Here is a 21239-nt window from a genome sequence, read left to right on the forward strand (position 1 = left end):
AATAATTATATATTCTCGTTAATCCATTCTATAAGCGAATTTTTCTGATGCAGTCCTATTTTAGTACTTTTCTGCTCGCCATTTTTAAATAACATTACTGTTGGGATACTACGAATACCATATTTTGAAGGAGCTTCTGGATTTTCATCAATGTTCATTTTAAGTACTTTTACTTTGTTCTCTAGCTCTTTACTTACTTCCTCTATTATTGGGGTTAACATTCTACATGGACCACACCACTCAGCCCAAAAATCTACTAATACAGGTAAATCTGATTTTAGTACTTCCTCTTCAAAAGATTTATCTGTTACATTGCTTGCCATATATCCTCTATATTTTTTATAAGTAAAATTATAAATTACCAAACTATACTTGTAAATAATGAAAATTTTTATTTTTTATTATCAATCATAATAATAAATAAGAAGTAGATAGACGAAGCTTAATTTGAAAAAGAGCAAGGAATCCACAAGACGAGGAACGGAGCTTATAATAATAAGTGAGTACCATAGTACTTGTAGGATGACGTAGCCAATTTTTTAAACTAAACAACCCTCAGCTATAAGCTGAGGGGTTATAAAGTGGAATCGATTAGAAATCGATCATCATTCACAGGTTCACCTTCCTGTTCATCAATATAGTGCTGTATCATTTCATCAGTTATATTACCTGAACTGACTGCCATATAGCCCCTAGCCCACAAATGATTGCCCCAAAATTGTTTTCGTAAATGAGTAAATTCTTGCAATAAAATTCTTGAGCTAATGCCTTTTAAATACTGTACTAACTTGCTAAGAGATATTTGCGGCTTATATGAGATAAACATATGTACGTGATCACATGATATTTTCCCTGAAATTATATGTACTTCATGTTCCATACAAATCTGCCTCAGTAAATCTCTAGTCCTTTCCGATACTTTGCCTATCAATATTCTCTTCCTATATTTTGGTATCCATATAAGATGCACTTTTAAATCATACTGACTATGACTATTCTTTCTATAACTTCTCATTTCTTGATATAAATTCATTGCTAAAGCAATTTCATTATATCTTCCCTTCGCCTAAAGGCGAGGGATTTTTGATCCCCGAAGGGGGACATTAAACGAGTATGTTATACTTATTTTTTCTATTATAGTATATCCGCATTATTAAAGCTGCTGTTTCTTCTATTGATTTTGTTGATACATCTATTACTGGCCAGTTTCTTAGTTCACAAATTTTTTTAACTTCTAAACATTCTTTTTGTACTATATTAAAATCTGTATAATTTCTATTTTCATTAATTTGTAGCAAATTCAGCCTAGTTTCTCTTATTTCTATTAATCTATTTGGATTAATTACAAGCCCTACTACCAATTGATCTATATCTTTTTCTATAAAATCAGGGAACGGGCAATTATAAACATAAGGAATATTTGCCGTATTTAGCCCATTATATGCCAAAAATACGGAAGTAGGGGTCTTAGAAGTTCTAGATGGACCTATTAACACAATATCCGCAAACTGTAACTCATTAAGCAGCTGTCCATCATCATGTCTTATAGCATAATCAATAGCATTAAGAGTATCAAAATAAGTTTTATCGAATTTATAATTATAATTTTGCTCTTTTTCTATCTCAATTCCTGAAAAAACTGACATTTCTTTGATAATTTTACCTATTACTGAAATACAAGGAATTTTTAATTCATAACAAAATTTTGTCAGATTCTTCCTTAGTTCTTGATCTGCAATCGTATATAATACAATACCATGTTTTGATTCTATCTTACTCAGTACTTCTTTTAATAATTCTAAATTTCTAATCATTGGCCAATGATATAATTTTGGTTTCAAAGAAGTAAATTGAGCAAGAGCAGAATGAGCCGCACTCTTTGCAGTTTGAACAGAAGAGTCTGAAACTAGGTGAATAATCAGCTTTGTCATAGTTTACACATACTAATGTGGATAAAAGTTTTGATAACTTATTATTTTTCTTATTAAAAAATTTTTAAAAATATCCAAAATCCTTATTAAATCAAGGAAATTTCATATTGTTTACTTTAAACAAACAGTTTGTGGATAAAATTGTGAATAAGTAACATTTTTCTTTGAAAATATCGCCTTTTCCAAGTAATACAGAGCTATTACACTTAGTTATCCACTTATAAAAACTTCAATCAGATTTATGTGAATAATTATTAAAATTACTTATTTTATAGGAATATTTTTTATATATATTTTGTTTATAACTATGTAGAAAACATTTAATCTACATAATTCTACTTACATATACAATAAATAAAGAATATATTATAATTATTTCTATTAATAACAGTATGACATTGATTTCCAATCCTATTAAAATATTAGATAATAAACCACCAATTTGGCTAATGCGACAAGCTGGTAGATATTTGCCTGAATATATGGCAGTAAGAAAAGAGGTGAAAAATTTTTTAGAATTTTGTTATGATGTAGATAAGGCAACAAAAGTAACACTCCAACCGATAAAACGTTTTGGCTTTGATGCAGCGATAATTTTTTCTGATATATTAGTATTGCCTCATGCTCTTGGTTGGGAAGTAGATTTTAAAGAAAATATTGGACCGGTACTAAAGCAATTTAAATCAAAAGAAGATTTTAAATATTTACAAGATAATTCAAATGATACATTAGAAAAAGTATATGAAATAGTAAAAAAAGTAAGGAAAGAATTACCTGAATCTACTTCTCTAATAGGTTTCGCAGGTGGTCCTTGGACAGTAATGACTTACATGTTAGAAGGAAAAGGTAAACAAGATTTTAGAGTTAGTAAAAAATTTATTTATGAAAATAAAGACTTAGCAAAAGAATTACTTGATTTTATTACAGAAAAAACAATTCATCATCTTATAAATCAAATAAAATCAGGTGCAAATATAATAAAAATCTTTGATTCATGGGCTGGTATTTTACTGGAAAAAGAATTTGATGATTTTGTGATAAAACCAACGAAGAAAATAATAAAGAATATAAAAGAAGCTTTTCCAAATATTCCTATTATTACTTTTCCTAAAGGTGCAGGGCTTTTATATGAAAAATTTCTAGAAGAAGTACCAATGGATGTTTTAGCTATTGACCCATTAATACCGCTTGAGAAAATGAAATTGTGGAGTAATAAAGTAATAGTGCAGGGTAATTTAGATCCGGTAATATTGCTTACTAATAAAAAAATAATAAAAGAAAAAATCCATAAAATTTTATCAATAATGGAAAATAAGAATTTTATTTTTAATTTAGGACATGGTATTTTACCGGAAACACCGCCAGAAAATGTAGAATTTTTAGTAGAATGCATTAGGGAATATGAATATAAATAAAAAAAGAATAGCAATAGTGCTTTTCAATTTAGGAGGTCCAGATAGTCTTAAATCAGTGAAGCCATTCCTATTTAATTTGTTTTATGATAAAGCTATTATTAATATGCCTAACCCGCTACGTTATGTCATTGCTAAATTAATATCTACAACGAGAGAAAAGAAATCTCAAAAAATATATTCTTTAATAGGTGGAAAATCTCCTTTACTTGAAGAAACAGAGAAACAGAAACTAGCATTGGCAGAAAATTTAAAACAAGCTACCAATGAAGATTTTTATATCTTTATAAATATGCGTTATGCCTCACCAAAAATAGAAGAAACCATAAAGAAAATAAAAGAATATAATCCTACAGAGGTGATATTATTACCTTTATACCCTCAATTTTCAACAACAACCACCGGTTCATCGGTAAAGAATTTTTTAAATAACTTTGATCTTAATATACCGGTTAAAGTTATTTGTTGTTATCCATTAGAAGAAAATTTTATAAAAGCTCATACTGCTTTAATAAAAGAAAAAATATTTGATAAAAACTCTAGAGTATTATTTTCAGCTCATGGTTTGCCTCAAAAAATAATAGATACAGGAGATCCATATAGTTTTCAAGTAGAAGAAACAGTAAAAGCAGTAGTTAAAGAGTTAAATATAAAAGATTTAGATTATAAAGTAACTTATCAAAGTAGAGTAGGACCTGTAGAATGGTTAAAGCCAAATACAGAAGATGAAATAGAAATAGCAGGGAAGCAAAATAAAAACATAATAATTGTGCCTATAGCTTTCGTTTCTGAACATGTAGAAACACTAGTTGAGCTTGATATTGAATATAAATTAATTGCAGATAAGTATAAAATAAAATATAATAGAGCCCCAACGCTTAGCACAAACAAAATTTTTATTAAAAGTTTAACAAGTACTATATTAAAATTTATTAATAAAAAAGAGGGTAATTTTTTAGTAGCTAGTAGTAATAGTGAAAGAATATGTCCTGATAAATTTAGTAAATGTTTATGCTTTACCTCATTCCCGTCTATGCGGGAATCCAGTAAATAAAAAATTATAAAAACAAGGATAGAAAATGGCAAATTACTACCTATGGTTTAAATCAATTCATTTAATTTCTGCGATATGCTGGATGGCTGGATTATTATATTTACCACGAATATATGTTTATCATACTAAGGTCAAAGTAGGTAGTGAAACAGATAAAACTTTCCAAATAATGGAATTAAAGCTCCTTAGATTCATCATGAATCCCGCAATGATTAGCACCTTTATATTTGGTTTAATAAATGCTTATATTTATGGATTTGCTGCCCTTGATGCTTGGTTTCACGTTAAGATGTTTGCAGTATTAATTTTAGTAATATTTCATGGCTTACTTGCAATATGGCGAAAAGATTTTGCCATTGGCAAGAATGTTCATTCAGAAAAATTTTACCGCATAGTCAATGAAATCCCTGCCATTTGCATGATTATTGCGGTTATTATGGTTATAGTAAAACCTTTTGACTGATATAGTAATAGTAAACTGATTTGAACGCATGTAGCATGTTATTTTCTTAGTCTCTTATCTTTTTAAAAAATTCTTTCATTAATAAGGCAGAATCTTCAGCAAAAATTCCACTATATATATCTGGTCGGTGAAAGCAGGCTTTGCTGTTAAAATATCTCAAATTGCTCTCAACTGCTCCGTGTTTTGAATCAGAAGCACCATAAAATAAGCGTCTTAGTCTGCTATGAGCGATAGCTGTAGCACACATAGCACAAGGCTCTAAAGTAACGTATATATCGTAATTGCTTAAATTTTTAGAAGATATAATTTTACATGCTTTATTAATTGCAATAATTTCAGCATGATAAAGAGTATTATTTTTTTCTTCTGTGTTATTATAACTTTTAGCTATAATTTTCTGATTTTCTCTATCAACAATAACTGCTCCAACCGGCACTTCGTTTTTACTAAAAGCAAGTTCTGCTTGTTTTAAAGCTTCTCGCATAAAAAAATTATCAAAATTCATCTGACAATATATTCACGATAATTGACATGCTCTTCCACCCCATAAGGGTCTTGGTGGATTATTATTTCAGAGTCAGGGAATTCTTGTAATATATCAAAAGCAATTTCATCGCTAATTTCATGAGCATTATAAAGCGACATATTGCCATCCATTTCCAAGTGGCATTGTATAAAAGCTTTTTGGGCGGCATATCTAGTTTTCATTTCATGCACACCTTTCACGCCACGATGCTTATTAATTATTGCAATAATTTTTTGTCTGTCTTGTTCTGGTAATTCATGATCAACTAAATTTTTAAAAGCTTTTTTAAACAAGGAATAAGAAGTATAAAATATATATAATGCAATAACCACTCCAAATAAAGGATCAACAAACCAAAAACGATCACTTAAATTTAAAGAGATAATTACTATAACATTAGTAAGTAAATCGGTAAAATAATGTAGCTTATCAGCTTTAATTATATCTGATTTAGTTTTTTTTATTACATAGGTTTGATAGAGCACTAAGATAATTGTTAAAAATATACATATGTACATTATCATCGTACCATCGCTAATATTTTCTGGTTTAGTTTTTTCAAACAAGGATTTAATAGAGGAAAAACCGACAAAAAAAGCTGAGGCAAAGAAAAATATTGATTGAGAGAAAAGTGTTAAATCTTGCATTTTTTCATGCCCAAATCTGTGATGATAATCTGGTGGTTGCAATGCAAATCTTAAAGCTATTAAATTTATAAAAGAAGAAGTTATATCAAGCATAGAATCAATCAAAGAAGCAAGTATTGATTGCGAATCAGTCACAAACCAAGCATATATTTTTACGCTTAGAATAATTAATGCCGTAGTAACTGATAAGTAAGATGCCGATTTTATTAATAAATTACGACTATTAATATCCATAAATAATATTTCCAATTCTTTTTAGTAGTTTAACAAAGAAAATATAAAATTCAATGATATACTCGTTTAATTTGAAAAATTGGCTACGTCATCCTACAAGTACTTCGGTACTCACGTATTTATTATACGCTGCGTTCCTCGTCTTGTGGATTCCTTGCTCTTTTCTAAATTAAACTTCGTCTATCTATATTGTTTTATACTTTACAAAATTCCAAAAACCGTATAATTAGTTATATATAGTACTTTAAAATGAGAAATCATATGAAAATAATATCTAAAATTATTGTTATATTACTTGCAGCTTCAATGTTGCAAGCATGCCAAGGTCCAGGCGGCATGAATAAGCAAGGTAGTGGTACGCTAATCGGTGGTACAGCTGGTGCATTACTAGGTTCTCAATTTGGCGGTGGTACAGGACGACTTGCTGCAGTAGGAGCAGGTGCATTACTTGGTGCAATCCTTGGTAACAAAATTGGTGCAGGTATGGATGAACAAGATAGAAAACTTGCAGAGCTTACCTCCCAAAGAGCTTTAGAAGCTGCACCAAGTGGTAGCAGTGTACAATGGCGTAATCCTGATAATGGTAATTATGGTACTGTAACACCAAGCAAAGCTTATAAAAACAATACTGGTCAATATTGCCGTGAATATACCCAAACAGTTGTAGTAGGTGGAAAACAACAAAAAGCTTATGGCACTGCCTGCCGTCAACCTGATGGACAATGGCAAGTTGTTAATTAAGCCCTATGTCATTCCCGCGTAGGCGGGAATCCAGAAAAAAGTCTGTCATACCGCGGCTTGTACCTTAGGTATCTCAGGACACATTCTATAGCACAAGATCCCGTGATCAAGTCACGGGATGACAATATAATTGACTGGATTCCCGCCGTTGCTGGGAATGACATAAAAGCCACGGGATGACAGTAGTCGATTGATCTATGCGAAAGCCCATAATAGAATTTCATAACGTATCTAAAAAATTCAGTAATAAGTTACCGATAAATAACGTTAGTTTCACTGTTAAAAAAAATAATATTACCACTTTAATAGGACCAAACGGGGCAGGTAAAACTACTATAGTTAGGCTAATGCTTGGGCTTGAAAAACCAACAAGTGGCGAGATTATAATTGATCCTAGATTAAAGATCGGTTATGTGCCGCAAAAATTTAACTTAAGTTCTGATTTGCCAATTACAGTAAAGAAGTTCTTAGATTTACTAGCACCAAATAATCTTGCTAATGATATTAAAGAAATTCATACATTCATCGATTTGGAGCGTTTAAAAGATCAAGAAATTTCTACGCTTTCAGGTGGGCAGTTTCAAAAGATAGTTCTTGCATCCTCTTTGCTTAGCAAACCCGATCTAATTATTTTAGATGAGCCACTACAATCTTTAGATGTCACAAGCCAGCAAGAATTTTATCAACTTATTAGTTTAATCCGTAAGAAGCTAGATATTACTGTTTTCATGATTTCACACGATTTATTTACAGTAATTAAAAATTCTGATCAAGTAATATGCTTAAACGGTCATATATGTTGCATGGGAACCCCAAATGCTATAGCTCCAAACTCTGATTTCTCAAATGCCCTTTCCTCTCTAGGCTTTTATACTCACCACCACGATCATAAGCATTAGTCTATCATCTGTATATTTTTTATGGCACCGTCAAGTTAAGGGAGGTATAAATTAAGTATTGAGCAATTACAGGGAATGATTTATAGAATAGCAGTAACAATTTATCCTAGATTTTACCGCTATGCATATTACTCAAGCCCCGAATAGACATCGTTTTCCAGCAAGCATTATTAGCCATACAGTATGGTTATATCATCGCTTTAATAATAGTTACCGAGATGTTCAAGAGCAGATGGCTTATCGAGGTATTATATTAAGTCATGAGACTGTAAGGTTTTGGTGTTATAAGTTTGTAGTTTATTTTCAAGATGTTATTAGTAAGAGAGAGCGAAAGCCAACTGATAAATGGCATTTGGATGAGATGAATATCAAGATCAAAGGTGAAGTATTCATATTATGGAGAGCTGTTGACTCTGAGGGACATGAATTAGAAGTATTACTGCAGAAGCGTCGTAACAAGAAATCAGCTATTCGCTTTTTATCAAGATTATTGGGTAATTATCCATGTCCAAGGGTTATTGTGACTGATAAGCTAAAAAGCTACATTAAACCAGTTAGGTATATGTGTCCTAGGACTAAGCATCGTACCGATAAAAGACTAAATAATCGGATTGAGAATGCCCATCAGCCAACTAGGAGAAAAGAGAAGATACTGATTAAATTTAAGCATCCTAATTCAGCACAATGTACATTATCACTGATGGGAAAAGTCAGAAATATATTTGCTGTAAATGTTGGAAGATATACTAAAACAGCATCTGAGCAAAGAATTGCATTTGCGTCCGCTAAATCCATTTGGGATGAAGCTACTCAAAGACTTCTTGCTGTCTGAAATCTAAAAATATAGTACTTTGTGATACTAATTTACTTAACTTGACGGTGCCCTTCTCATATTTCTTGATATAAATTCATTGCTAAAGCAATTTCATTATATCTTCCCTTCGCCTAAAGGCGAGGGATTTTTGATCCCCGAAGGGGGACATTAAATAAACCAGCTTCGGATAATTATATTGACAAAGAATTGGAATTCTTGACTAAACAATTAGGAGAACTTAATAGCTCACTAAGTTCAGAAATAAACGAAATTAATCAAGTAACTACTTCAGATCTTACTGAATCTGTACCATCTATTGGTGAAGACACCAATATGCAAGATCATCATGATATTAATTAACAACGTTTTGCTGAAGTTGCTATATAATTTACTCTACTCGGTGTTATCTAGTTGCTTGTACCTGCGGTATCCAGAAAATAATAAAAAATACTAATTTTATTAGTATTTTTTAACTGGACCCCGTGAATAAATCACGGGGTTATAGGAGTAAGACTACCCCTCAAAAATAACATCACTGTAAAATGACAATTTGGAGCTGAATAATTACCCAGTAATCTTTGTACAACGGTAAAATTGAGAGATAAATTATTACTGCTATTCTATATATCATCCCTTACGTTTGCTCAATACTTAATTTATACCTTTATTAACTTGACGATGCCATCGATTGTTTTTGGGGAGGATTACCTTTTAAATAATCTACTAAATAGCGAGCAAATTGGTTATTTTGAACTGGCAAACTTACAATATTTTTAATATCCTTTCTAATGGAAGATAAAGGATCATTCTTATTTTTTATATTCATAATATAACCATGTAATTCTTCTTTATTATTCGCAGTATACATACCTTGCTGCATCATTTTTCCAATTTTATTTAAAGGACTTTTAACAGGAGTATAGATGATAGGTCTTCCTGTCAAAAAGAACTCTGCTATAGTAGAGCTAAAATCACCTATGTACAAATCTGCAGTCATTATAGTATCTAAGAAATCTCCACTATCTTCAATCCTAAAATTTTTTAAACACAATAATTCCTTAATAAGCATATTATAAGAATGACGCTTCATAATTTTTGTATTTTCGACCATTTGCCATTCTAGCAATGGATGACTATAAAATACAAAATCAATATTACTATCAGTTTTAACAAGAGTAATAAAGTAATCAAGATATTTTAAAAAATTAGAACTCTCTGATGTTCCTGTCCATCTAGGTTTCCAGACTATTCTGAAAGATTTTTCTCTCGAAAGACTCCAACGTTTTGAAAAATCTTCATAAGTGTGTAAATATTTTTCGCATTTTAAGTATCCTATAGCTTTTGCCTTTTCAGGCATTTTTTTATTGATTTCTTTTTCTATACATTGATTTTCTACGAAAATTTTCCACATTACTTTTGTAAAAGGATTTTTTTCTAACAATCCCTTGTAGAGACCCGTATGTTTTATCATGTTAAGACCATAAGAAATATGTGCAATGCGAGCGTACTGAGCAACATGAGTAGAATGAAACAATTCGGATTGCCTATAGTCATCGTATAAAATTTGATATATAACAAGATCAGGAGAAAAAGATTCAATATCTATATACTCTTTTGAACATGAGTTATATCCCATTACATATGGTATGTTTCTTTCGTCAAAATAATTAGCTAGCTCTTCGATATTATTGAATACATAGTTTTTATTTTCACATGGGATAAGTATAAATTGTACATCAAAGAATTTATCCTGTTTAATTTCATTATAAAAACTTTCAAATAAATTAAATGTAGGATTTTGAATAATAAAAATTATTTTCATCTAATGGTCCTTAAGGAAAAACTAAAATATCCGTCTGTAGAAGTTAAGATTTAATCTTATAGATATTTAAAATCTAAATGTATGCTTCTGTTAAATTTTTTAACTTTTGTTGTTCTTCATATTTTTGCTTATATTCTGTATTTAGCAAGATGTTTTTCTCATGATTAGAAACTCTTCTCGTGATTTCATATGCATTTGTTGCCTTTCTGTTCCATATATAGCCTAATTTCGGCACCGTCAAGTTAATAAAGGTATAAATTAAGTATTGAGCGATGGTAATAACAATTGTTCACGTTTTTGTGATGATATTTTTTTAGTTAATAGAGATAAACCGATACATCGCTTAACTCTTAAAACCAGAAAAACAATAAAAAATACTAATAATTATTAGTATTTTTTAACTAGACCCTGTGATTTATTCACGGGGTGACAGGAGTAAAACTAACCTATGCTGGCAACCTATAATTTAATCAACTGAGATTTATTTCCAAACTCTTCTATTCCTTTTAAATCGGTGGCTGTGACCCATAATTGTAGATTGATGCTTATAAAAAATTCGGTTAAATAGTTTCGTCTTCTATCATCTAAATGAACAAATACCTCATCTAAAAGCAAAATAGAAGCTGTTTTAGTTAACTTTATAGCATAATTCATCTCGGCAAGTATTATTGCAACTAAACAACCCTCAGCTATAAGCTGAGGGGTTATAAAGTGGAATCGATTAGAAATCGATCATCATTCACAGGTTCACCTTCCTGTTCATCAATATAGTGCTGTATCATTTCATCAGTTATATTACCTGAACTGACTGCCATATAGCCCCTAGCCCACAAATGATTGCCCCAAAATTGTTTTCGTAAATGAGTAAATTCTTGCAATAAAATTCTTGAGCTAATGCCTTTTAAATACTGTACTAACTTGCTAAGAGATATTTGCGGCTTATATGAGATAAACATATGTACGTGATCACATGATATTTTCCCTGAAATTATATGTACTTCATGTTCCATACAAATCTGCCTCAGTAAATCTCTAGTCCTTTCCGATACTTTGCCTATCAATATTCTCTTCCTATATTTTGGTATCCATATAAGATGCACTTTTAAATCATACTGACTATGACTATTCTTTCTATAACTTCTGATATTTCTTGATATAAATTCATTGCTAAAGCAATTTCATTATATCTTCCCTTCGCCTAAAGGCGAGGGATTTTTGATCCCCGAATGGGGATATTAAAATAGCTTTCTGCTCACCAGTAGAGCAAAATTTTGCCAAGATATTCTTATATTTATGCTTAACCAAAAAATCACTTTTATGAACTCCAAAGCTGGTGCGACCAAGTAATTTGTCTTTATCTCTTGTTTTATGAAGCTCTGCTGCAATAAAACCAACAACATCTTCTTCGCCGTTTAATATTTTCTGCTCTACCATGCCATCAATTGATAACTCAGCTTTTGGGAATTCGTTTTCAAGTTCATCAATTGCTTGCTGCATAAACTCTAAAGTTTTGACGGTGCCCTTTGTGATACTAATTTACTTAACTTGACGGTGCCTGCTCAGCTTGTAGAGTTAATGAAAAATTATAATTAGACATTTGCTTTTAGCTGTTCTTTACGAAAATTTTTAATATTCTGTAAAGCCTTTTCTCCAGATATCAATTTACCTTGAGTCACCTGATCTAATCCAACTTGAATTTCTCCATTAAGCCACATTTTATAATTTTCTAATTCAATGTTAGAGTTTTTAGATTCAGAGGTAATTAATAATCTTAATGCAGCTCTTACAACTTCACTTGAAGAGTGATAAAAACCGCTTTCTACTTGTTTACTTATATATTTTTCTAGTTCAGGAGTTAAAGAAACATTCATATATACCTCTAAAAATAACAATAATTGATATTAACACAACAATATATGTTACTTCAAGAAGATTTAATTATTATACTTCAAAATCAACAATTTAGTATTACCATACAATTTCTCACGTATAATTGCGATATTTTCGTCTAAAACGTAATCATCTGTTTTAGCCATTTCAACGACTATTATAGCGTTTGTATTGAGCCAGTTATTCTTTATAAGCACCTTCATTACTTTCGGCACTATTTTATTATGATAAGGGGGATCAACGAAGACGAGATCAAAAGCTATATTTGCTTTCGGCAGATTTAAGGCATTAATGTTAACGAAATTAACTTTATCCTGAATATTTAAGGTCTTAGCAAATTCTTCTGCTATTTTTAATGAATATAGATCAATATCAATTAAAGTAGCAAAGCCTGCTCCTCTTGATAAACTTTCGAAAGCTAGGCTACCGCTACCAGCAAATAAATCTAGTACTTTAATATTTTCATTGAATAATTTATTACCTATAAACTCACCGGAAGTTAATATGCTAAATATTGCTTCCTTGAGTTTACCGGTAGAGGGACGATATTTTATATTTTTAGCAATAGGTATTTTTTGATTTTGAAATTTACCTGATATTATTTTCAACACTTATTTAATTTTTTAGTTACTTCTCGGTATTCATTCGGTTTAAGATTATCTAGTTTAAAATCACCATACTCAGTTCTAATTAGCTTATTAACTTTTAATCCAAAATGCTGGAATATTCTTCTAATTTCCCGATTTTTGCCCTCAAACAAAATAACTTCAAACCATGAGTTAGTGGAATTTTTCCTAAGCAACTTTACTGATTGTGGATTATAAAATATTCCGTCAATTTCTAGGTTTTTATAATTACTTTTTAGTAGAAGATCAGGATTTCCGTAAGCTCTAACATTATATACCCGTTTTAACTTACTTGAGGGTAGTTCAAACTGACGAGCTAAATCACCATTATTGGTTAGTAGTAATAAACCCTCACTATTTAAATCTAGTCTACCTATCGAAATTACACGCGGTAACCCAGTTAATTGTTCGAATACAGTTTTACGAGATAGTGGATCTTTATGGGTAGTAATTAAACCAACAGGCTTGTAGTAAATCCATAGCCTTGATTTTTGAGAAGAAGTAATTAATGAACCTGATACCTCAATTTGATTATCGATATCAACATTTGTAGCAGGTGACGTAACTATTACCCCGTCTACTTTCACTTGTCCATCAAGAATTAGCTTTTCGGCATCTCGCCTAGAACAAACTCCTGCATTACTAATTAATTTGGCTAACCTTTGCACTTTATTATTTTTTTATGCTGAATTCATTTTGGTTTATGATTTTGTTGCTACGCAACAAATAATCTAATTTACGGCTAGTTTATATTTTAAATTAACCAGTTTTATATGACAATTGATACTACATTTATTGTTTGCTAACTTAGTAGAAGAAGGTTTTTTAGGGCTTTTAGCAAGAGTCTTAGTTTGTGGTTTTTTTATATTAATATTCTTTAAAAATTTTTCTGTTTCAGCATGTAAATATTCTATTTTTACTTTAGCTAAACCTTGCTTTTTAAAAGCTAAAACCTCTGCTGCTTTTGCAGATACGTCTATTATACGATTTGGTTTATAAGGTCCACGATCATTAACCATTAAAATCACTGATTTATTATTAGCTTTGTTAGTTACTTTAACTAAACATGGAAGAGGAAGAGTTTTGTGAGCAGCAGTTAATAAATTTTTATTAAAAATATCCCCATTAGCAGTTTTTTTACCATGGAATTTGTCTCCACCTCCACCATACCAGGAAGCATAACCTGTTTCAGTAAAGCTTTTTGGAGCATGAGGTTTATAAGTTTTGCCCTTTATTTTATATTGGTTACCAACCTTATAATGCCCTTTATAAACTAAATTATGGGGATCGTCTTTTGATAGTTCCTTATGTGAATGCTTACGAGAACATGGTAGCTTTTTTGAATTATTACAACCACTTAAAAAAAAACAATAAAAGATTAATAAAATTAGTAAAACAAATTTATGATTCATCACCCTCAGTGTTACTATTAAAATTATCTGCTATTTTAGCATAACACACAACTTTTTCAACACCTTTTATTTTTGAGGCAAGATCAGCAAAGTTTTCTAGCTCTTCTTCTGACCTTGCAACTCCAAATAAATAAACCACATTATCTACTGTTAAAACAGTATAATTAGCAAATTTAATGTCCTTTCTGACGAGATTTTTAGCTTTAATCTGTGCTGTTATCATACTATCTCTAGTATATTGTGCTAAGTCAAAGTGATTACTATTTTTACTTACTTTTAACTCATTAATTACTTCAGTTACGCCTTTTTGATTCCAAGCAATTTCTACTGCTTTCAACGCATCTTCCTCTTTCTGAATATTTCCTGTTAACAGCACTCTACCTTCAGACACCTCAACTTTGATTTTAGCCCCTAATTCTTTAAAATTATTTTTTACTAGACCAGCTTTAATACCAGCTGAAATTCTTGAATCATTTAATGTTCCAGATATTGGCTGATCTTTCGAAGCAACAATACCGGTAGTAGTTGCTGCGGTAAAGATAGCAGGTAAACAGCCTGAAAGATTAAAAGTTAGAGCTATGAAAACTAAAATTTTTAACATAATATTATTAGTAAATGAAAAGTTGGTAGACAAGTATACCTTTAATACTTCAAGATTTGGTAAATACTCAGATAGAACTTCAAAAATTGGTGACAATGTTCTATAAGTACGCAGGTAGCCACGTATTAAGTAACTGCTGCCGCTCCTCGTCTTATGAACCGATTACTCTTTTTGAAGTTGATCTTCGTATAAGCAAAATTTCGGGATTCATCTTTGCTCACGTAGTTTATCTACGCTTGTGCAGACTCACCGCTTATTTGACTTACCAACTTTTGAAGTATTTGCGGTATATATAACTATATTTTACTATCGGGTAACTTATTTTTCAATAGTAGAGGCAATTGAAGTAAAATGAATACAAAAGTAATCGGCACTACGCCGAATACTTTAAACTTAACCCATGTTTCATCTGGGAAATTACGCCAAACTATTTCGTTAACTATAGCCATGAAAAAGAAAAAAGTTGCTGTTCTGTAGCTTAAAGTAATCCAACTTTCTTCTTTGAGGCGGATTATACTTTCTAAAGCATATTTAATAAAAGGATTTTTCTTAATACCGCTTGTAAGGAAAATTATTCCAAAAATAACATATAATATAGTCGGTTTGATTTTTATATACATCGAATCACCACTAATTAAAGTTATAATACCTGAAACAAGTAATACAGCTGTAGAAATAATGGAAAGCTTCGACACTTTTTTATCTATAATATAACAAAGGGTAATACAAATAACAGAAGTAATAAGCATATAGAGGGTAGCACTCTGTATGCCGCCACCATAAAAAAATCCTGCGAAGAATGCTACTACTGGACCAATTTCTGATAAAAGTTTAAACATATTTTGATATTTCTTAACTTATTTGTTGTGTATTTTCTTTTGGTAATGGTGCTAAGATATTTTTAGAGTATCTTAGTCGCACTTGTATGAAAATATTTATTAATAATATAGTGGTAAAGTAAGCAAGCACTTGTAAGCCATTAGGTCTTGCAATATAACCAGTAACAATATGTAAAATTTTACCTATCATACTTCTATCTGCTACTAACCAAGAGCTATCCCAAACTTGATCAGATAAGAACATAACTAAACCAGAGGAGGTTAAAATCCCTGCCGCACTCGCTGCAAAACCACCTGCGATCAACATTAATAATATAGTAGAAATTTTAAAAAAATATTTTTGATTGGCTATTTTAATTAAACCAAAATATATTATTAGACCGAGTAGAAAGCCGCTTGTAGCACCTATGATTAATCCCTGTATATAGTTACTACTTGTTATAGTTTCAACTGAAGAAATACTATATACCAAAATAATAATTTCTACACCTTCTCGCAATATAGTGCTAGCGACTAAAAAAACCAACATTAAATAGCTGGAATTACCTTCATGAATTTTTGTTGAGATATTGTTTATATGTTGTTTAACTTTTGTTCCATAGCCTTGCATCCATATTATTGTCCAGCTAAGTAAAATAGTGATCAATATCATAATTCCGGAGTCAAATAATTCATCCCCCATGCCGCCGAAAGATAAAGATAACTTACGAGTAAAAAAGGCGAAAATTGAAGCACATACTACCCCAAGCATTCCACCAGCAATAATATAAATACGTGATTTTTCTATATGCTTTGTTACGGCTAGTATTATACCAACTAACAAAGATATTTCTAAACATTCACGAAATACTATTAAAGCAATTTTAAACATATTTTTACTTAATCCTTAACAATTAAAAAACCTTGTGCTGTATCTTGGTGAAAATCTCCAAAAAAATCATATTTTCCCGGCTTTAAAGGAGCAAGTATAATTTTTATAGAATCATGTGGCATCACGATTTTTTCTCGATGTAAATCATGACTTTCAAATTCTTCTACAGTATCATCTTCATTATGAATAACTAATCTTATTTTAGTAGATTTTGGCACTTCTACTATGTCTGGAACAAATTTATGATCCTTTATAACTATTTTTATTTCTAATATCTCATCATTATTATTGTTAGAATTTTTATTTGCTAAAATAAAAAGACTTATCCCTGCTATTAATAAAAATATTAAACTTGCCAATATAATAATATTTTTATTCTTTTGATTCGTTTGCATATTAAACTCCCAGCTTAAATAAAGTTTAAAACAAATTTTTGTTTATAAAATTTTTAATGTTCTTACATATCAATTAAATCTCATATCTTTAATAATTATAAAATTCACCCTGCAAATTTTATTAAAGCTACAAGATATACAATAATTATCATAATGACAAGCACAGATAATAAAATATAATTTTTTTGTTTCTTAATATCAGATATTTTACGTTGTTTCATATTTATTATTTAAAATCATTAATTTCAAGCATTAGATATTCATTTAAAGGTAGTGATTCCTGTGAAATTATCTTATTTATATTAGACCCTAATGCCTTAAAAGTCTGTCCTTTAGCAATAACAGTTCGAGTACCCACTGGTACTTTACCTTGCAAAGCATAAGAAAAAATTAGAGGATAGGTAATATCACCAATTTTCATATCGACTTTTTGCCCTTTAGCTTTTGAGTCATATAACACTTTGCCATTTGCAAGGCGAGTAATTTTAGCATTGAAAGCTATCTTTTCACCACATAATAAAGGAATACGATAAGCTATTTCATTATCATAAATTTTAACTTCATTACTGTTAATAAAATTTTGTGGCAATATAGATTTGAGCATTACATTAACTCTATATGCACTATCGGCATTATCATTATTAGCACCAACATTAGTAGCATATTTAGCAGGAATAATAGCCTCTCTTGCTTGCCCTACATTCATCCCTACTATTACGTTATCAAGATCAAGCATTACAGCCCCTGAACCTATGGTAAAAGTTTTAGTATCTTCTGATATTAAATTATTACTCATATCCGATATTTGATAAAATACTGTAACTACATGACCACAAGAAGCAGGTCCAACATTACCAGTACCAATAGTATTAATTTTAAATAGAGAAGTTATTAAATCTTTATGTACAGGAATGGTATAATCTTTAGTATCTATAGGCTTATTTAATGGCTGTAAAATATTTTCAAAGAATGCTTTACCTTCCTCAGTTTTAAGAGCATTAATTACTATTTTGGAAATTGTTCGTTCAAATAAATTGCCATTTAGAGAGACAGGAGGGTCGTTATTAATACTAACTTGATTTTCGTTATTAGCTGAGTTATTTACACTTGCTTGTTCTATAATCGTAGCATTATTATCATCAGAGGAGATTTTTAACTTTGCTATATTATAAAGTACTAAAGCTACAATTATTAAAGATAGAAGTTTTTGCATATTGATAATATTAGTATTACAATTAAATTTACTATAACAATCAATTATTTAATAATCAAATGAGAATAAAAATAATTTGATTAATATGAATAATTGTTTTAATTTGATTATAGTATAGATCGGGAGTCGTCATTGCGAGGAGGCATTGCCCGCGTGGATCATTATCCTCCCTATCATCCCGTGATTTATTCACGAGATCCAGTTAAAAATACTAATATAGTAAATTTTTAAAAATTAAAAGCTTGCTTTATTTTGCTTTTTTTGGATTCCTGCTTTTGCAAGAATGACATAGATAAGTTGTTTTTCTGGATCCCGTGGACAAGCCACGGGATGACACCGAACGCACTTTTTGATCTATGCGAGTAATGTTGTTGTTATAACAAAAAATAAAGTGGTGAAAAGTGAAAAAATTTATATTTTGTTTTTTATGTTTCTGGACGTTAAATATATTTGCTGCTTCCAAAGGCTATCCTAATAAGCTTAATCGTTGTAAAATTACAAGAAATATATTTAATGATTATGAACCAAAAGTTTTTGAGCCTACCAATAATTTATTACGTAAGACAGGGCAGATATCTAGATTTTATGGTGAAAAAATCATAATAAAAGGAATAGTACTAGATCAGAATTGTGTGCCAGTTGCAGATGCTAAAGTTTATTTATGGCAAGCAGGTAGCGGTGATAAATATCCTTATGAACCTTTAAAAACACGTGTTGATAAAAGAAGATTTACCGGTAAAAAAGATTCTAGCTTTACTGGTAGCGGCACTGCTACTACTAATAATAAAGGGGAATATTATTTTGTCAGTATGTTACCTTATAAATCTGCTGGTAATTTAAAAAGTGTTAATATAAGAGTAGAGCATGCAGATCTTAAAACATTAGAAACACGTTTAGATCTATCTAATAAAAATATATGTAGCAATGAATGTGGTGAGATTAATCCCGCTTTGATTGAGCCTCAACAACGTCTGAAATCATTTTGTTTTGACTTAGTATTACAGGGTGCGACATTGAAGAGATATTGATACCCGTTATGAGCTACGCAACTGCAAGGAGCTTGGCAATCTCATGAAACAATACTAAATTCCTGAGATTACGTGCGTACAATTACTTTATAATTTCCTCGCAATGACGTCATTGTCATCAGTCGGTGGTTCTAAAGGTTTTTTTATGCCGCAGCTACATAACATAGTGCATAAAAGTAAAAGTACAACGAAATCAAATTTTTTCATTACAATAATAAATTATTTTATGGGTTTAAGTAATTATAATAAATATTTTTTGACCATTACAGTATTTTTATTATTAATAATAGTTTTTACTCCTAAAATTTATGCAAATCCTAAGAATGGCTCTAATGTTCCTGATGATATAATTTTTTTTGATGAAGAAAAAAATCAATATTCTCTTGATCAGTTCGAGGGAAAAACTATATTATTAGTATTTTGGGCTACTTGGAGTGCTAATTGTGTAAAAGAGATGCCCGATCTTGATACATTACAGAAAGATTTTAGGAAGTTGCCTTTTTCAGTGATTCCAGTCTCAGAAGATTATCAAGATGTAAAAGTTATTATGGAGTATTATAAAAGTTACCAGATAAGATATTTACCGATTTATCAAGATTATAGAAATCAGCTATTTAAGGCTTTAGGAGTAATTAGTTTACCTACAAGCATATTAATAGATCCAAATGGTAAAATAGTAACTAGTTTTATTGGTAATACTAATTGGTATGATGAAAAAATTAGAGAAACTATTTTATCTGCTATACCAGGAAATTATCCAGAACCTAAAAATAGCTATAATGGGCAATCTTTGAATAAACCAGCAAAGCCTTTGCAGCCTATAAAAAAAGGAACAGTAAAAGATCTAATAAATCCTTTAGAAGCACCTGCTGAAGAAGCACCAAAAGATAACAATGAGCAAGATAATGAACGAAGTAAATAAATCAACTATTGCGAATGCAGAGTTTGAACCAATAATAGCTAAGCCTCAGATAAGTAAATTAGAGCAATTATTTGCCTCGATCTTTGGTGATTCTAAAGAAGTAGTTGCCGTTTTACGTTTAAACGGTGTTATAGGTAAAGTTAGTACTGTGCAGTCAGGGCTTACTTTAGAGTCACTAAATGAGCTAATAGAAAAAGTTTTTAAAATAAAAAAGCTAAAAGCTTTGTGCCTTATTATCAATTCCCCAGGTGGATCGCCTGTACAATCGGAACTTATTGCAAAACGTATCCGCACGCTTGCTAAAGAACACAAAATCAAAATTTATAGCTTTATAGAAGATATGGCAGCATCGGGTGGTTATTGGCTAGCTTGTGCTGGTGATCAAATATATGCTTTGCATAGCTCGATTATAGGTAGTATTGGTGTAGTCTCAAGCGGCTTTGGCTTTCATGAAGCAATTAATAAGCTTGGAATAGAAAGAAGAGTTTATACAGAGGGGAAAAATAAAGCAGTTTTAGATCCTTTCAAACCTATTAACAAAGAGGATGTAAAAATTATTAAAGATCTACAAAAGCAAGTTTATGAACATTTTGTTGATTATGTAAAAACAAGAAGAGTCGGCAAATTAACTCAGCAAGACGATATTTTATTTAATGGCGAATTTTGGGCAGGACGAACAGCTCTTGATTATGGTTTAATTGATGACCTTGGCGATATGTATAGTACTATGAAAGCTAAATTTGGTGATAATATTAAATTTCAATATCTTTGTGCTAAACAGCCATGGATTAAAAGAAAGCTTGGTATGGCAAGTAAAATACTAACTGATAATTTTGCTGACTCCTTAATTAATGCAGTTGATAATAAGATTATTAACGATAAATTTGATATAAAGTAAC

General features: G+C 30.5%; 28 protein-coding genes and 2 pseudogenes. 10 read left to right on the plus strand and 20 right to left on the minus strand.

From position 1 onward, the window contains the following. Window positions 1-5 precede the first annotated feature (5 nt). From trxA to BA173_RS03275, 3 genes are all read right to left on the minus strand, one after another. Window positions 6-323: a thioredoxin gene (gene trxA / locus BA173_RS03265; protein ID WP_016948628.1), complete on the minus strand. Its 318-nt coding sequence runs from the start codon at window positions 321-323 to the stop codon at window positions 6-8. 251 nt (window positions 324-574) lie between these two features. Further along, window positions 575-1015 (minus strand): IS200/IS605 family transposase, encoded by a 441-nt coding sequence (gene tnpA, locus BA173_RS03270; protein ID WP_095568239.1) that lies wholly within the window; start codon window positions 1013-1015, stop codon window positions 575-577. 88 nt (window positions 1016-1103) lie between these two features. After that, window positions 1104-1931, minus strand: a complete 828-nt coding sequence (locus tag BA173_RS03275; protein ID WP_068041831.1) for a pyruvate, water dikinase regulatory protein — start codon at window positions 1929-1931, stop codon at window positions 1104-1106. 392 nt (window positions 1932-2323) lie between these two features. On the opposite strand from BA173_RS03275, the gene hemE reads away from it, so the two are divergent. The 3 genes from hemE to hemJ are packed head-to-tail and all read left to right on the plus strand — an operon-like array spanning window position 2324 to window position 4860. Continuing rightward, window positions 2324-3346, plus strand: a complete 1023-nt coding sequence (gene hemE / locus BA173_RS03280; RefSeq protein WP_016947733.1) for a uroporphyrinogen decarboxylase — start codon at window positions 2324-2326, stop codon at window positions 3344-3346. Beyond that, window positions 3333-4397, plus strand: a complete 1065-nt coding sequence (gene hemH, locus BA173_RS03285; protein ID WP_068041828.1) for a ferrochelatase — start codon at window positions 3333-3335, stop codon at window positions 4395-4397. Before hemE ends, hemH begins: the two co-directional genes overlap by 14 nt. A gap of 25 nt (window positions 4398-4422) precedes the next feature. Next, window positions 4423-4860, plus strand: a complete 438-nt coding sequence (gene hemJ / locus BA173_RS03290; RefSeq protein WP_016947682.1) for a protoporphyrinogen oxidase HemJ — start codon at window positions 4423-4425, stop codon at window positions 4858-4860. A 46-nt stretch (window positions 4861-4906) separates the two neighbouring features. On the opposite strand, the gene BA173_RS03295 is transcribed toward hemJ, so the two are convergent. Together BA173_RS03295 and BA173_RS03300 are read right to left on the minus strand one after the other, a co-directional pair. Then, window positions 4907-5365: a nucleoside deaminase gene (locus tag BA173_RS03295; RefSeq protein ID WP_016947683.1), complete on the minus strand. Its 459-nt coding sequence runs from the start codon at window positions 5363-5365 to the stop codon at window positions 4907-4909. Then, window positions 5362-6267: a cation diffusion facilitator family transporter gene (locus tag BA173_RS03300; RefSeq protein WP_016947684.1), complete on the minus strand. Its 906-nt coding sequence runs from the start codon at window positions 6265-6267 to the stop codon at window positions 5362-5364. Before BA173_RS03300 ends, BA173_RS03295 begins: the two co-directional genes overlap by 4 nt. A gap of 261 nt (window positions 6268-6528) precedes the next feature. Here BA173_RS03300 and BA173_RS03305 point away from each other — a divergent pair, with 261 nt between their 5' ends. The 4 genes from BA173_RS03305 to BA173_RS07730 all read left to right on the plus strand — a co-directional run bounded on the left by BA173_RS03305 (window position 6529) and on the right by BA173_RS07730 (window position 9081). Continuing rightward, the gene (locus tag BA173_RS03305) at window positions 6529-7008 is read left to right on the plus strand and encodes an RT0821/Lpp0805 family surface protein (RefSeq protein WP_068041825.1); all 480 of its coding nucleotides are present in this window, start codon (window positions 6529-6531) and stop codon (window positions 7006-7008) included. A gap of 197 nt (window positions 7009-7205) precedes the next feature. Next, window positions 7206-7907 carry a metal ABC transporter ATP-binding protein gene (locus BA173_RS03310; protein WP_016947686.1) on the plus strand — a complete coding sequence of 234 codons (702 nt, stop codon included), beginning with the start codon at window positions 7206-7208 and terminating at the stop codon, window positions 7905-7907. Window positions 7908-8028: 121 nt separating this feature from the next. After that, on the plus strand, window positions 8029-8739 hold the full coding sequence (locus BA173_RS03315) for an IS6 family transposase (protein ID WP_095568243.1): 711 nt from the start codon (window positions 8029-8031) through the stop codon (window positions 8737-8739). Window positions 8740-8937: 198 nt separating this feature from the next. Next, window positions 8938-9081, plus strand: coding sequence for a hypothetical protein (locus BA173_RS07730; RefSeq protein WP_157738055.1), 144 nt, complete (start codon window positions 8938-8940; stop codon window positions 9079-9081). A gap of 307 nt (window positions 9082-9388) precedes the next feature. Here the strand turns inward: BA173_RS07730 and BA173_RS03320 are convergent, their stop codons facing one another. From BA173_RS03320 to BA173_RS03380, 14 genes and pseudogenes are all read right to left on the minus strand, one after another. Beyond that, window positions 9389-10543: a hypothetical protein gene (locus BA173_RS03320; protein WP_016948559.1), complete on the minus strand. Its 1155-nt coding sequence runs from the start codon at window positions 10541-10543 to the stop codon at window positions 9389-9391. A gap of 73 nt (window positions 10544-10616) precedes the next feature. Next, window positions 10617-10784: a hypothetical protein gene (locus BA173_RS07735; RefSeq protein WP_157738057.1), complete on the minus strand. Its 168-nt coding sequence runs from the start codon at window positions 10782-10784 to the stop codon at window positions 10617-10619. Between the two features lie 218 nt (window positions 10785-11002). Further along, window positions 11003-11221 (minus strand): annotated as a pseudogene (locus BA173_RS03325) (DNA replication and repair protein RecF); the annotation flags it as partial. 26 nt (window positions 11222-11247) lie between these two features. Then, a complete protein-coding gene (tnpA, locus tag BA173_RS03330) occupies window positions 11248-11688 on the minus strand; it encodes an IS200/IS605 family transposase (RefSeq protein ID WP_095568239.1) in 441 nt (146 codons plus the stop codon). 85 nt (window positions 11689-11773) lie between these two features. After that, a pseudogene (locus tag BA173_RS03335) lies at window positions 11774-12058 on the minus strand (DNA replication and repair protein RecF); the annotation flags it as partial. Window positions 12059-12132: 74 nt separating this feature from the next. Beyond that, complete coding sequence (locus BA173_RS03340; RefSeq protein WP_016948558.1) at window positions 12133-12414, minus strand: type II toxin-antitoxin system ParD family antitoxin; 282 nt, start codon at window positions 12412-12414, stop codon at window positions 12133-12135. Between the two features lie 63 nt (window positions 12415-12477). Continuing rightward, window positions 12478-13044, minus strand: coding sequence for a 16S rRNA (guanine(966)-N(2))-methyltransferase RsmD (gene rsmD / locus BA173_RS03345; protein WP_068042056.1), 567 nt, complete (start codon window positions 13042-13044; stop codon window positions 12478-12480). Further along, window positions 13038-13727 (minus strand): pseudouridine synthase, encoded by a 690-nt coding sequence (locus BA173_RS03350; protein ID WP_016948556.1) that lies wholly within the window; start codon window positions 13725-13727, stop codon window positions 13038-13040. Before BA173_RS03350 ends, rsmD begins: the two co-directional genes overlap by 7 nt. A 63-nt stretch (window positions 13728-13790) precedes the next feature. Further along, window positions 13791-14471, minus strand: a complete 681-nt coding sequence (locus BA173_RS03355; RefSeq protein ID WP_068042059.1) for a septal ring lytic transglycosylase RlpA family protein — start codon at window positions 14469-14471, stop codon at window positions 13791-13793. Continuing rightward, window positions 14461-15072 (minus strand): BON domain-containing protein, encoded by a 612-nt coding sequence (locus tag BA173_RS03360; protein WP_373554022.1) that lies wholly within the window; start codon window positions 15070-15072, stop codon window positions 14461-14463. Before BA173_RS03360 ends, BA173_RS03355 begins: the two co-directional genes overlap by 11 nt. A gap of 296 nt (window positions 15073-15368) precedes the next feature. Next, entirely contained in the window at window positions 15369-15911 is a 543-nt protein-coding gene (locus BA173_RS03365) for a septation protein A (RefSeq protein ID WP_068041770.1), read from the minus strand. Window positions 15912-15924: 13 nt separating this feature from the next. Next, entirely contained in the window at window positions 15925-16782 is an 858-nt protein-coding gene (locus tag BA173_RS03370; protein ID WP_016948552.1) for an FTR1 family protein, read from the minus strand. Window positions 16783-16790: 8 nt separating this feature from the next. Beyond that, window positions 16791-17177: a cupredoxin domain-containing protein gene (locus BA173_RS03375; protein WP_068041767.1), complete on the minus strand. Its 387-nt coding sequence runs from the start codon at window positions 17175-17177 to the stop codon at window positions 16791-16793. 226 nt (window positions 17178-17403) lie between these two features. After that, complete coding sequence (locus BA173_RS03380; protein WP_068041763.1) at window positions 17404-18390, minus strand: FKBP-type peptidyl-prolyl cis-trans isomerase; 987 nt, start codon at window positions 18388-18390, stop codon at window positions 17404-17406. Window positions 18391-18791: 401 nt separating this feature from the next. Here BA173_RS03380 and BA173_RS03385 point away from each other — a divergent pair, with 401 nt between their 5' ends. Further along, on the plus strand, window positions 18792-19418 hold the full coding sequence (locus BA173_RS03385; protein WP_068041761.1) for a dioxygenase: 627 nt from the start codon (window positions 18792-18794) through the stop codon (window positions 19416-19418). Window positions 19419-19505: 87 nt separating this feature from the next. Here the strand turns inward: BA173_RS03385 and lptM are convergent, their stop codons facing one another. Further along, window positions 19506-19625 carry an LPS translocon maturation chaperone LptM gene (lptM, locus tag BA173_RS08985; RefSeq protein ID WP_368681181.1) on the minus strand — a complete coding sequence of 40 codons (120 nt, stop codon included), beginning with the start codon at window positions 19623-19625 and terminating at the stop codon, window positions 19506-19508. A 19-nt stretch (window positions 19626-19644) separates the two neighbouring features. Here lptM and BA173_RS03390 point away from each other — a divergent pair, with 19 nt between their 5' ends. Further along, window positions 19645-20340, plus strand: a complete 696-nt coding sequence (locus tag BA173_RS03390) for a TlpA disulfide reductase family protein (RefSeq protein ID WP_232505987.1) — start codon at window positions 19645-19647, stop codon at window positions 20338-20340. Continuing rightward, window positions 20324-21238 carry a S49 family peptidase gene (locus tag BA173_RS03395; RefSeq protein WP_068041756.1) on the plus strand — a complete coding sequence of 305 codons (915 nt, stop codon included), beginning with the start codon at window positions 20324-20326 and terminating at the stop codon, window positions 21236-21238. The genes BA173_RS03390 and BA173_RS03395 overlap by 17 nt, the downstream gene beginning before the upstream one ends. Window position 21239 lies beyond the last annotated feature (1 nt).

Origin of the sequence: Rickettsia sp. MEAM1 (Bemisia tabaci) (genome assembly GCF_002285905.1) — a bacterium.
Classification (GTDB): Bacteria; Pseudomonadota; Alphaproteobacteria; order Rickettsiales; family Rickettsiaceae; genus Rickettsia.